Origin of the sequence: Kutzneria sp. 744 (genome assembly GCF_000568255.1) — a bacterium.
Taxonomy (GTDB): Bacteria; Actinomycetota; Actinomycetes; order Mycobacteriales; family Pseudonocardiaceae; genus Kutzneria.
This window is the reverse complement of sequence record NZ_KK037166.1, coordinates 5,883,149-5,895,453: the sequence shown is the minus strand read 5'-3', so window position 1 is coordinate 5,895,453 and position 12,305 is coordinate 5,883,149. Positions and strand designations below refer to the sequence as shown.

Annotated in this window: 10 protein-coding genes and 2 pseudogenes; 6 read left to right on the top strand and 6 right to left on the bottom strand. The window is 71.0% G+C overall.

The features are described 5' to 3' along the window. Positions 1 to 580 (top strand): annotated as a pseudogene (locus KUTG_RS63940) (sensor histidine kinase); the annotation flags it as partial. Next, positions 577 to 1,230, top strand: a complete 654-nt coding sequence (locus tag KUTG_RS26615) for a response regulator (RefSeq protein ID WP_232240951.1) — start codon at positions 577 to 579, stop codon at positions 1,228 to 1,230. The pseudogene KUTG_RS63940 and the gene KUTG_RS26615, both read left to right, overlap by 4 nt. Before the next feature lie 72 nt (positions 1,231 to 1,302). Here KUTG_RS26615 and ptsP read toward each other — a convergent pair whose 3' ends face one another. After that, the gene (gene ptsP / locus KUTG_RS26610) at positions 1,303 to 2,961 is read right to left on the bottom strand and encodes a phosphoenolpyruvate--protein phosphotransferase (protein WP_043720552.1); all 1,659 of its coding nucleotides are present in this window, start codon (positions 2,959 to 2,961) and stop codon (positions 1,303 to 1,305) included. 3 nt (positions 2,962 to 2,964) lie between these two features. Then, positions 2,965 to 3,858 carry a ribokinase gene (locus KUTG_RS26605; protein ID WP_043720549.1) on the bottom strand — a complete coding sequence of 298 codons (894 nt, stop codon included), beginning with the start codon at positions 3,856 to 3,858 and terminating at the stop codon, positions 2,965 to 2,967. Between the two features lie 67 nt (positions 3,859 to 3,925). Between KUTG_RS26605 and KUTG_RS26600 the strand changes: the two genes are divergently transcribed. From KUTG_RS26600 to KUTG_RS26595, 3 genes and pseudogenes are all read left to right on the top strand, one after another. Beyond that, positions 3,926 to 5,956, top strand: a complete 2,031-nt coding sequence (locus tag KUTG_RS26600; RefSeq protein ID WP_052395442.1) for a DUF2339 domain-containing protein — start codon at positions 3,926 to 3,928, stop codon at positions 5,954 to 5,956. Between the two features lie 167 nt (positions 5,957 to 6,123). After that, a pseudogene (locus tag KUTG_RS66415) lies at positions 6,124 to 6,612 on the top strand (YncE family protein); the annotation flags it as partial. A gap of 136 nt (positions 6,613 to 6,748) precedes the next feature. Next, positions 6,749 to 7,159, top strand: coding sequence for a YncE family protein (locus KUTG_RS26595; protein ID WP_052395439.1), 411 nt, complete (start codon positions 6,749 to 6,751; stop codon positions 7,157 to 7,159). Between the two features lie 13 nt (positions 7,160 to 7,172). Here the strand turns inward: KUTG_RS26595 and KUTG_RS26590 are convergent, their stop codons facing one another. Together KUTG_RS26590 and KUTG_RS26585 are read right to left on the bottom strand one after the other, a co-directional pair. After that, positions 7,173 to 7,439: a glutaredoxin domain-containing protein gene (locus KUTG_RS26590; protein ID WP_043720545.1), complete on the bottom strand. Its 267-nt coding sequence runs from the start codon at positions 7,437 to 7,439 to the stop codon at positions 7,173 to 7,175. Positions 7,440 to 7,488: 49 nt separating this feature from the next. Continuing rightward, complete coding sequence (locus KUTG_RS26585) at positions 7,489 to 9,645, bottom strand: MMPL family transporter (RefSeq protein WP_052395438.1); 2,157 nt, start codon at positions 9,643 to 9,645, stop codon at positions 7,489 to 7,491. Between the two features lie 110 nt (positions 9,646 to 9,755). Between KUTG_RS26585 and KUTG_RS26580 the strand changes: the two genes are divergently transcribed. Next, positions 9,756 to 10,511 carry a TetR/AcrR family transcriptional regulator gene (locus KUTG_RS26580; protein ID WP_043720543.1) on the top strand — a complete coding sequence of 252 codons (756 nt, stop codon included), beginning with the start codon at positions 9,756 to 9,758 and terminating at the stop codon, positions 10,509 to 10,511. Here KUTG_RS26580 and KUTG_RS26575 read toward each other — a convergent pair whose 3' ends face one another. Next, complete coding sequence (locus KUTG_RS26575) at positions 10,512 to 11,528, bottom strand: type II toxin-antitoxin system antitoxin DNA ADP-ribosyl glycohydrolase DarG (RefSeq protein WP_255361035.1); 1,017 nt, start codon at positions 11,526 to 11,528, stop codon at positions 10,512 to 10,514. A 62-nt stretch (positions 11,529 to 11,590) separates the two neighbouring features. Further along, a complete protein-coding gene (locus KUTG_RS26570; RefSeq protein ID WP_052395437.1) occupies positions 11,591 to 12,262 on the bottom strand; it encodes a type II toxin-antitoxin system toxin DNA ADP-ribosyl transferase DarT in 672 nt (223 codons plus the stop codon). Positions 12,263 to 12,305: the final 43 nt, after the last annotated feature.

The following is a 12,305-nucleotide window of genomic DNA, read 5'->3' as shown; positions in this document are numbered from 1 at the left end:
CCGCCGAGCGGGAGCGGCTGGCCCGGTCCATCCACGACGGCGTGCTGCAGGTGCTGGCCCGGGTGCGCAAGCGCGGGCTGGAGGTCGGCGGCGAGGCGGCGGAGATCGCCGAGCTGGCCGGCGAGCAGGAGATCGCACTGCGGTCGCTGATCGCCTCCGGACCGTTGGAGTCCACTGTGGACGGCGACCCGACCTGCGGCAGTGGGTGCAGCTGATGGCCACGCCGACGATTTCCGTGGCGGCGCCGGCAACTCCGGTGCTGATGCCGCAGGTGGCCGCAGCCGAGCTGAGCGCCGCCGTGCGGGAAGCGCTGTCCAATGTGGAGCGCCATGCCGGCCCGGCCGCGCGGGCCTGGGTGCTGTTGGAGGACCTCGGCGGCGAGGTGGTGCTGAGCATCCGCGACGACGGCGTCGGCATCGCCGACGGGCGGCTGGCCATCGCCGAGGCCGAGGGCCACCTGGGCGTCTCGCAGTCGATCCGGGGACGGATCGCCGACCTGGGTGGCACCGTTGAGCTGGTGACGGCGCCCGGCGAGGGCACCGAGTGGGAACTGCACGTGCCGACGGGGGGACAAGCGTGAGCGTGTCGGTGATGGTCGTCGACGACCATCCGATGTGGCGGGCCGGGGTGGCCCGCGACCTGGAGGAACGCGGTTTCGAGGTGGTGGCCACGGCCAGCGACGCCCCGTCCGCGGTGCGGATCGCCAACGCCGTGCGGCCGGACGTCGTGCTGATGGACCTCAACCTCGGCGTGCAGACCGGCGTGGAGGCGACGCAGCAGATCGTCGCCGCACGGCCGGAGACCCGGGTGCTGGTGCTGTCGGCCAGCGGCGAGCACGCCGACGTGTTGGAGGCGGTGAAGGCCGGTGCGTCCGGCTACCTGCTGAAGTCCGCCTCCGCCGAGGAGCTGGCCAATGCCGTCAACCGCACCGCCGAGGGCGCGGCCGTGTTCACCGCCGGGCTGGCCGGCCTCGTGCTGGGCGAGTACCGGCGGATGGCCACCGAGCCGGCCGGGCGGGAGCCCGCGCCGGAGCTCACCGGCCGGGAGACCGAGGTCCTGCGCCTGGTGGCCAAGGGCATGACGTCCAAGCACATCGCCACCCGCCTGGACATCTCGCCGCGCACCGTGGAGAACCACGTCCAGTCCACGCTGCGCAAACTCCAGCTGCACAACCGCGTTGAGCTGGCCCGCTACGCCATCGAGCACGGCCTGGACGCCGACCAGCACTGACCCAGCTCACGTCACATGAGCGTCGTACTTGCCTCTGTTCGGCACATCCGGTCCGCATGTGCCGGATGGGGGCTAGTGGTGGCGGCGCGGGGTCAGGGCGGCGCGAGCGGCCAGGCGGGCGTGCTCCGGGTCGTGCGTGGCCAGGGCGGCCTTGGCCGCGAGCTGGCACTGGTCGAAGTGCACCTCGGCCAGGCCCCCGCCGACCCGGTTGAGGGCGCCGGCGTTCATCGACAGGCTGGTCATGCCGAGGCCGACCAGCACCGCCGCCAGGTGCGGGTCCGCGGCCGCCTCGCCGCAGACGCCCGCCGGCTTGCCGACCTCGCCGGCCGCCTTGCCGACCAGGGCGATCAGGCGCAGCAGGGCCGGCTGCCACGGGTCGTTGAGCGCGGCGACCGCGCCGACCTGCCGGTCCGCGGCGAAGGTGTACTGGGCCAAGTCGTTCGTGCCCAGGCTGACGAAGTCGACGGCGTCGAAGATCTCCCGGGCGGTCAGCGCGGCCGCCGGCACCTCGATCATCACGCCGGCCTTCTCGATGCCGGCCGCGCGGACGCGCTTCGCGAACCAGGCCGCCTCCTCGGCGGTGGCCACCATCGGGGCCATGACCTGCACCAGCGCGCCGGTCTCGGCAGCGGCCGCGGCGATGGCCTCCAACTGCCGGTCCAGGATCTCGGTGCGAGTGAACGCCACCCGCAGACCGCGCACGCCCAACGCCGGGTTGGGCTCCGGCTCGGGGGCGAGGAAGGCCAGCGGCTTGTCCGCGCCGGCGTCCAGCGTGCGGACCGTGACGGGCTTGCCGGCGAACGGCTTGAGCACCGCGGCGTAGGCGGCGGTCTGCTCGGCCACGGTCGGCTCGCTGGTCGCCGACAGGTAGCAGAACTCGGTGCGGAACAGGCCGACACCTTCGGCGCCGTTGGCCGCGGCGGTCGTCGCGTCGGCGGCGGAGCCCACGTTGGCCAGGATCTTGAACCGGTTGCCGTCGGCGGTGGTGCCGACGCCGTCCCAGTGCACTTCCTTGGCCGCGCTGGCCGCGAGGACCTGGACCTGGCCCATCGGCACCTCGACCACGCCGGTGTCGCCGTCCACGATCAGGCCGCGGATGTCGCCCAGCGCCAACAGGCCGGTGGTGGCCACGACGGCCGGGATGCCCAGCGAGCGGGCCAGGATCGCGGTGTGGCTGGTCGGGCCGCCCTCCTCCGTGACGAGGGCGAGCACCTTGCTCGGGTCGAGGCCCGCGGTGTCGGCCGGCGCGAGGTCGCGGGCGATCAGCACGGTCGGGCCGGTCAGCGTCGGCACGCCGGGCGGCTCCACACCCATCAGCTCGGCCACGATGCGGTCCCGCACGTCCCGGATGTCGCGGACCCGCTCGGCCATGTAGCCACCGGCCGCGGCCAGCGCGGACGCGAACGTCTCGGCGGAGTCGAACACCGCGCGGGCCGCCGGCAGCGACTTGGCGGTGACGAGCTTCTCGGCCTGGCTGGCCAGCGACGGGTCGGCGGCCATCGCCGCGGTCGTCTCCAGCACCGCCTTGGCCTCGCCGGTCGCGGCGTCGGCGCGCGCGGTCAGCCGGTCCGCGACCGCCTTGGCCGCGGGCCGGATTCGGGCCGCCTCGGCCGCCGGGTCCGCGGGCGCGGGCGTCGCCGCCGGCTCCGGTAGCGGGTCCGCGACCCGCACCACCGGACCGGAGGCCCGGCCCGCACTCACTCCGACACCCTTGAGTCGCGCGCTCGACATGGTCTAGACCATACCCTCCGTCGAATCCACTTCACCACGGGTCGGGTACGACGCCTGCGCGCCCGGCCGGGTCACCGACACCGCCGCCACCCGCACCGCCCGTTCCGCCGCCGCGACCAGGTCGTCCCCGGCCGCCAGCCGCGTGATCAACGCCCCGACGAACGCGTCGCCGGCCCCGGTGGTGTCCACCGCTGTCACCTCGGGCGAGGACACCTCGGTCGTGCCGTCCCGCTCGATCACCAGCGCGCCGCGGCTGCCCAGCGTGACAACGGCCGACCTCGGGCCCAGGTCCAGCAGCTTCTTGAGGTCCGTCCCGCCGTCCATCAGCCACTGCGCCTCATGCTCGTTCACCACCAGCGGGTCCAGCGCGGCAAGCGTTTGCGGCTGGAGTTTCGCCACCGGCGACAGGTTCAGGACCGCCCTCGTGCCCGCCTCCCGGGCCAGCGCCACCGCCCGCTCGATCGCCGGCAGCGGCACCTCCAGCGAGGCCAGCAGCACCTTGGCGTCGGCGATCACGTCCTTGGCCGCCTCCACCTGCTCGACGTCCACCGCCGAGTTCGCGCCGGGGGAGACGACGATCGTGTTCTCCCCGTCCGGAGTGACCGTGATGTAGGCGGCCCCGGTCGGCCGCTGCGCCGTGCGCACCAGATCCAGCCGCACTCCGGCCTGTCGCATCGAGTCCCGCAGCAACGCCCCGTGCTGGTCATCGCCCAGCGCCCCCAGCAATGCGACCTGGGCGTCCTGCAACGCCGCCGCCACCGCCGCGTTGGCCCCCTTGCCGCCCGCCGCCAGCACCGTGTCCGACCCCAGCACCGTCTCGCCCGGCCCCGGCCTGCGCTGCACCCGCACCACCACGTCGGCGTTCGCCGAGCCGACCACCACCACCTCAACAGTCACATCACAACCCTGCCACGTGAGTAGCTCTACGGATCCATTCGGCGAGGTCAGGACTCATCCTGTCGGCATGACCACCTCGGAACCACTGGCTCGACTGGCCGCCGAGCTGGACTTCATCGGCCGGCGGCTCCAGGTCGTCAGCCAGGAGTTGCAGCACGCCCAGCCGGCCCCGCCGCCCGCCGGCGCTCCGGCCCCGCAGTCGACGGTCCTGCCGCCCATGCAGCCGCCGGTCCTGGGCCAAGTTCCCCGGCAACCGACGCCCTCCGCCGGCCAGATCCCGCAGCAGCCGGCCTCACCCGCCGGCCAGCCGTCGGACCCGAGCCAGATCCCGCAGCAACCAGCGGCACCCGCAGGCCAGCCGGTCTCCGGCCAGTTCGCCCAACAACCTGCCTCGCCCGCCGGGCAGCCGTCCTGGGCGGGCCAGCCGTCCATGTCCTGGCCGTCGTCTGCTCCCCAGCAGGCCTCGGGCCAGCAGACCGCGCCGCCGATCTGGCCCCAGACCCAACCCAACTACGTTCCCCCGCCGCCGCTGCCCGAACGCCTCGGCCGCGAGGGCGCCGGCAGCAAGGCGGTGTCCTGGATCGGCGGCTCCGTCACGCTGCTGGGCATCGTGCTGCTGATGGTGCTGGCCGTGCAGCGCGGCTGGCTCGGCCCGGAACCCCGTGTCCTCGTGGGCGGCGGGCTCGGGCTGGCGCTGATCGCCGGCGGCCTGTGGGTGCACCGCAACCCCGCCGGCCGCAGCGGCGCCTACGCCCTGGCCGCGACCGGCATCGCCGTCCTCTACCTGGACGTCGCCGCCGCGACCTCGCTCTACAACCTGATGCCGCAGTGGGCCGGCCTGTTGATCGCGCTGGTGGTCGCCGGCGGCGGGCTGCTGCTGTCGGCCCGGTGGAACGCCCAGTTCATCGCCGTCTGGGTGATCATCGGCTGCGCGCTGTGCGACCCGTTCCTGACCCACGGCTTCACGCCGCTGCTGGTCTCGTTCCTGGTCGTGCTGCAGATCGGCGCCATGCCCGTGCAGCTGCTGCGGAACTGGCCGTCGCTGGCGTTGGTCGCCGGCGTCCCGCCGGTGCTGGCCAGCCTGTTCACCACCGTGATCCATCTGCGCTCGGGCGACCCGTTCCAGACCGCCGGCACCGCGCTGGCCTCCACCATCGTCGGCGTGGCCATCGCCGTGGTCATCACGCTGCGGGACCAGCGCGACCTGGCCTCGCCCGTGATCCTGCTGGCCACCTCGCCCGTCGCCGCCCTGGTCGCCGGGTTCGCCCTGACGCGTCCCGAGGCGGCCTGGCTGGCCGCGATCGTGGCCGCGCTAATGCTCGTCGTCGTGCTGGGCGACCGCTGGCTGACCACTCCCACCACCGTCACCGCCGCGGTCGTCGGTTCGGTCGCCCTGGTCGACGCCACCGTGCAGGCGCTGTCCGGACCCACCCAAGCCATCACCCTTCTGGGTGAATCTTTGGTTCTGGTCCTGGCCGCCGATCTCGCTCGGCACCGCGCGGCGCTGCTCGCCTCGCTGCTGACCAGCGTGTTCGGGCTGCTGTGGGGCCTGACAGTGGTCAGCCCCGTGCTGCTGGTGGTCTACCGGTCCGACGTGGACCTGACCGTCAGCACGGCGCTGACCGCGCTGCTCATGACCGCCGTGGCCATCGCGATTCCGCTGGTCGCGTACCGGATGAAGGTCATCGCGTCGCCCACCCGCAACGCCGGGCCGTGGATCGCCGCCGGCCTCGTGATGCTCTACGGCGCCGCCGGGGCGGTGCTGGCCACCGCCCTGCTCGTGTCGCCCGACCGCTCCGGATTCCTGTTCGGTCACACCGTGATCACGGTGTCGTGGACCGTCGCCGCCATCGCCCTGCTGCTGCGCGGAATCCGCTCCGGCGCCCTGCGCGCGGTCGGGTTGGTGCTGGTCGGGGCCGCTGTCGTCAAGCTCATCCTGTTCGACCTGGCGTTCCTCGACGGGCTGGCCCGGGTGATCGCCTTCCTCGTCGCCGGCCTGCTACTGCTTCTGGCCGGTACCCGATACGCCCGGCTGGTCGCACATGGAGGAGTCATAACGGATGAGTCGCGAGGCGTAACAAATCAGGTGCCGGACTGATACACAGAGGTGTACCGGCTGATTCGTCCGCCGGTGAGGTGCCCTGGCGCCGGTCGCGTAGCCCCCCGAGCGACCCGGCACCAGGGCATCTACGTTCTCCCGGCCGAGCGGAAACGTTCACCCGTCCCGGGTGCGCGGCTGGCCGGAGCCATGGTCAAAATGCTCCCATGCGGCTTGTGACCACCACGCGCTGCCAGCGTCGGTTCGGCGCTCGGCGACTGCGAGCCTTGGTGGCGGCCGGAGTCGCGCTGACGATGCTGACCGCCGGGGTGGTGGCCGAGCAGCCAGTGCTGATCCGGCCCGCCGCGAGCGCCGCCGCCGTGCACGCCCTCGTCGCCGGCGAGAACGGCGAGCTGCGGATCATCGACTCCACCGCCGGCCAGGTCACCGCGGTCGTCGACACCGGGGCCATGGTCACCGGCCTCACCCTCAGCCCCGACGGCCGCACGGCTTACGTCGTCAACGGCTGGTCCGGCGCCGTCACCATCGTCGACGTGGCCGCGGCCAAGGTGATCAAGCGGATCCGGGTCAAAGCCGAGCTCGACTCGGCCGTCGTGCGGCCCGACGGCAAGCGCCTCTACGTCACCGGCACCGCCAACGGCCAGGGTGTCGTCCTCGGTTTCGACACCGCCACCAACTCGCTGGCCGCCGTCATCCAGGTCGGCGCCACCCCCACCGGCGCCGCCATCACCCCCGACGGCTCGCACCTGTACGTGGTCGACAACCAGGGTGCCAGCCTCACGGTCATCGACACCCGCATCGCCACCGTCGTTCACACCGTGCCGGTCGACGTTGCCCCAGTACGTCGCCGTCAGTCCCGACGGGGCCACCACCTACGTCTCGCACACCAGCAGCCTGTCCGGCGCCAACGGATCCATCACCGTGATCGACAACCGCACCAACCAGGTCGCCGCCCACATCCCCGTCGGCGTCGGCGCCTGCGAGCTCGCCGTCGGCGGCGACCGGCTCTACGTCACCAACCTCCAGGACGGCACGGTGTCCGTTGTGGACACCACCACCCGCCGCGTCGTGCAGACCCTCGTGCTCACCGTGCGGGGCATCGCCGTCTCGCCCCGGGACCACAGCGTCTACTTCGCCGGCCGCAACGCCGTCACCGTCGTCGACGGCACCGGTCAGGTCACCGCCACCATCGACCTGGCCGACAACAGCAAGCCGGCGACCGTCATCGCGGTCGCCGGCTGAGTCCTGCTGTTCGTCACTTCTGCGGCAGCAACTCCGGCGCCTCCGCCTTCACGGCCGCCAGCACCTGGTGGATCGAGGGATTGACCATCCACGTGCTGCCCACGTTCACCGTCGGCACCGTCTCGTTCCCGTTCGCCGCCGCCCGCACCGCCGCCGCCGCATCCGGGTCCTGCCAGATGTCCAACTCGCGGTACTTCAGCCCACTCCGCTTCAGGTTCGAGCGCAGCATGTCGCAGAACGGGCACCCCGGCCGCACGTGCACAAGCACTTCAGTGGTCACTTGGTCTCCAACCTCTCCCCGGCCGTCCCGTATTCCCCCCTCGATTGTGCTAGTGCACCAGCTCAGGCTCGCGGACGGGCTCGTCGTCGTCGAGGTCGTCGGACTCCTGGATGCCGACACGTTCCTGGAGGCGGCGCAGCGGGCCGGGGGCCCACCACGCGGCGTTGCCGAGCAGGCGGAGGACGGCCGGCACGAGCATGAGCCGCACGACGGTGGCGTCGAGGACGAGGGCGACGATCATGCCGACGCCGATGAACCGCATGATGACGATGCTGGACAGGCCGAAGGCGCCGGTGACCACGATCAGGAGCAGCGCGGCGGCGCTGATCATGCGACCGGTACGGACGAGGCCCGTGCGCACGGCCTCGGCCGTGGACAGGCCCTTGTTGCGGGCCTCGACCATGCGGGACAGCAGGAACGTCTCGTAGTCGGTGGACAGGCCGAACACCAGGGCGCCGATGAGCACCATGACGCCGACCTGCATGGGTTGGGCGGTGACGTCGAGCAGGCCGGCGCCGTGCCCGTCCTGGAAGACGAAGGTCAGCACGCCGAAGGTGGCGGACAGGCTCAGGGCGCTCATCACCACGGCCTTGACGGGCAGCAGCACGGAGCCGAAGGCCAGGAACATCAGCAACAACGTGGCGCCGACGAGGATGGCGACCATCCAGGGCAGCCGGTCGAAGATGGACTGGGTGCTGTCGGCCAGCTTGGCGGTGAAGCCACCGACCAGGACCTCGGTGCCGTCGGGGTGGGGCAGCGCCCGCAGCGACGTCACGGCGTCCTTGGCCTGGTCGCCGAGGGGGTCGCCGGGCAGGTTGCCGGTGAAGACGTACACATCGCCCTTGGCCCCGACGGGATGCACGTCGGAGGCGATCTTGCCGGCGTCGGCGACGAACGTGCCGACCGAGGCCTGGTCCAAGGCCTTGCCCCGCAGGACGATGGAGGCGACGGAGTTGCCGGTGGACGGGAACGCCTTGGTGATGGACTCGATGGCCTGACGGCCGGGATCGCTGGGCGGCAGCTGCTTCTCGTCGGCGGCGCCGAACTTGACGTTGAGGAACGGGGCGCCGAGCACGAGCAGCACGGCGACGATGGGCACGACGAACAGCGCGGGTCGCTTCATGACGGTGCCAGCGACGCGGTTGAGCCACCGCGGCTCGGGGTTGGCGGTCTTGCCCCGCCGCCACGGGACGGACAGCTTGTCGATGCGGGGACCGAGCACGCTGAGCAGCGCGGGCAGCAGGGTCAGCGACACGATGGCGGCGATGGCCACGGCGGACATGCCGCCGTAGGCGACGGCCTTGAGGAAGTCGAGGGGGAACACCATCAGCCCGGCCAGGGCGATCACCAGCAGCGTGGCCGAGAAGGCGACGGTCCGGCCGGCGGTGGCCACGGTGCGGCGCACGGCCTCGGCGGTGTCCCGGCCGGCGGCGAGCTCCTCGCGGAACCGGCCGACCGTGAACAGGCCGTAGTCGATGGCCAGCCCGAGTCCGAGCAGCGAGGCGACGTTGACGGCGAAGGCGTTGACGTCCAGGCCGAGGGAGATCAGCCGCAGCACACCGAGCGCGCCGAGGATGGACAGGCCGCCGACCAGCACAGGCATGAACGCCGCGACCACGCTGCCGAAGATCACCACCAGCAGCACGAGCACCAGCGGCAGCGACACGAACTCGGCGAACTCGACGTCCGTCATCGACTTGTCGGTGATCGTCTTCTGGAGCGGGGCCTGCCCGCCGATCTGGGTCTGCACGCCGTCGACCACGAGCTGGTCGGCGATGGCCGCGTACTGCTCGCTCTGCCTGGTCTGGTCGGTGGAGGCCAGGGTGATGGTGGCCAGCCCGTGCGTCTTGCCGGCGTCGGCCAGCTGCGGCACGTGGGTGTTCCAGTACGACACGACCTTGCTGACGTCCGCGGAGGGCAGCGCCGCCAGCCGATCGTTGATCCTGCGCGCGAGATCGGGGTCGTCGACCGTCTTTCCGGCCGGCGCGGTGTACAGCACGACGACATCGCCGCCCTGTTTTCCGATGGTGTCCTCAATGATCTTGTCGACGTGCGCGGCCTGGCTGTCCGGGTCGTCGTAGCCGCCCTGGGTCAGCCTGCTGCTCACGCCGGAGCCCCAGGCCCCGCCGATCACGGTCAGCACCAGCACCGCGATGATCACGATCCAGCGGCGTCGGTGCGCCACCGTTCCCCAGGACGCGAACATCAAGCCCTCTCTCGTTGTACCGTTCCCCTAGGACAGGCATCCGTAAACACCGTTAACCCGAACGACGGTACGGGACGGTTAACGGTGTTTACAACACGATGGGGTGAACTATGACGGAGACCACGCGACGTGATCGGCCTCGCGCCGACACCGAGCGGGAAATCCGCCAGCAGGCGCGCAGGCTACTGGTGGAGCAGGGCCGGGAGGCCGTCACGCTGCGCGCGATCGCCCGTCAGCTGGGCATCACCGCGCCGGCGCTCTACCGGTACTACGACTCGCGCGAGGACCTGCTGCGCCGCGTGATCGACGACATCTGCCTCGACCTCGGGGCCGAGCTGACCGCCGACCTCACCCGGATCGACGAGCACGACGCCGTCGGCGGCGTGCTGGCCGTCTGCCGCGGCTTCCGCCGCTGGGCCCTGGCCCACCCACAGGAGTTCACCCTCGTCTTCGCCTCGCCCGACGACTCCGCCCACTGCGAGGTCGACGAGTCCACCGGCAAGATGATGCGCCCGGCCAAGGACCAGTTCGGCCGCATCTTCCTCAACATGGCCGGCAAGCTCCTGGCCACCCACAAGGTCCTGGTGCCCGAGGAGGAGAAGGTGCCCGCCGACCTCCGGGCCGACCTGATCGCCTTCCGCGGCCACCTGCTGGCCCAGATCGAGCACGAGGGCATCGAGCTGCCGGAGCAGGCGCTCAACCTCTCCGTGGTCTACCTCATGCTGCAGTTCTGGGTCCGCCTCTACGGCCAGGTCGCGCTGGAGGTCTTCGGCCGCTTCCCGTTCGCGGTGGCCAACCCGGAGCCGCTGTTCGAGTCCATGCTGACCGAGCTGTTCGACGACATCGGCCTGGCCGACGCTTCCTGATCAGGCGACCGGCGCAGGCTCGGACAGCCATCCCGTGGACCTCAGGTGCTCCCACGCGATGGCCACGTGGCGTGCGGTGAACAGATGCGACGGTATGTGGCTCCAACCGGCGATCACGTCGTACGCCTGCTGCGCGCTGCTGGCCGTGCCTTCGATGAAGGTGAACAGCGTGGTGGCCAGGAGCTCCAGCTCGTACGTGCTCTCCCAGCCGTCGACCGCGTCGAGAACGGCGTCGACAACCTTGTCGTAGTCGGCCGGCACCGCCTCGATGGCGCGCCCCACGGCGTCAGGCATCAGGTGGATGGGTTGGAGCTCGAGCACCTTGTCCGTGGCGTCGCCGTAGCCGAGGACGAAATGACCTTCCCAGTCCTTGAGTTCGCGCTCCAGACCGTGCGAGTAGGGCCCGTACCTACCCCGCTCGAACCTGTGCGTGGCCGCACCGGTGAAGACCTGCAGCAGGTAGGCCAACTTCTGGATCTCGATACGTGCCAACGCGTCCGCACGTTCCGCTACGCGGAAAGGCGCCGCCGCGCGTACGAACGCCGAGAGAAGCACCAGCAACTCAGCGCGTTCCACGGTGAGCTCGGGGGCTTCGCTTCGGTTCGGCATGTCCTCCGGAGCCGGTGATCCAGCCGGAGCGAACAGGATCACCTCGGCGTCGAGGCTGCCCAGCTCCGTCAGCAGGATCTTCCTCACGTCAGCCCAGTCAAGGCCACCGTTGCCGCAACCGAGAGGTGGCACGGCTACCGACCGTATGCCCAGCTCGCGGACCTTGTCGGCGAGCGCACGTGCGCCAGCGGTGACGTCATCGAGCCGGCTGGGGTTGCGCCAGTGCCGCTTGGTCGGCACGTTCAGGATCCACCTCGGGCGCAGACCGATCCCTCGGTCAACGACGTGCACAACACCGGGAGCGACCTCGCCGGCGGCGCAAGCCCGCTCGTACGGTCCGACCATCTCCGGGAATGCCCGCTTGAACTGCAGGGCAAGTCCCTTGCCCAACACCCCGACACAGTTCACAGGGTTGGCGAGCGCCTCGACGTCCTGGGTGAGCAGGTTGCCTCGACCAAAACGGATCACTGTCACCACCCCTGCTTGTCGAAGTACCACTGCGGGTAGGAGCGCAACGGTAGCTCGCCCAAGGACGAGCCGCTGACGTACCGCCGCAGCGTGCTCGCTGTCTCCTCGCTCCGCGTGACGAGCCCGACCATCGCCTCCAGCGGCACCAGTTCATGCACGAGGAGCTCGGCCATCCTGCGTTCCTTCCGGTCGAGCTCTGCCTCGGTGTCGCGCCACAGCTGTGCTCTCATCAGCGGCCAGTCGATCGACTCCGCAAGGTCGTCAGGATCGGCTCGGAACTCGGCCGTGACCCTGGCCGCATTGCGGTCGGTGACCACCAACGGAGCATGGTTTCGAAGCAGGGCGACCTTGCTGACGAGGTAGATCAGATGGTCCTGCACCTTGGCGCCCAACGCGGCCTGCTGCCCGGCGACTTGAAAGAGCATCGGTGACTGCGGCGCGAAGTAGAACGGCACGTAGTCGCCGACGACACCTCCGGGCGGAACAGGCACCCGGACGGCCCTCCGGCGAGCCTTGATCTCGGGGTTGCCGATCTCGGCGAACGCGTGGGCAGTCCTCCGGAGCAGGCAGTCCGCCAGCAACGCGCCTGATTCGATCAGCGACGGCACGTTGTCGACGTGAGTGAAGTGGAAGACACGAAGTTCCGGAGGTCCGACGAAGGTCTGCCATCTCACTCGCGGAGATTATCCGGCGAGTCTGACAATTCGCCGGTGCAGG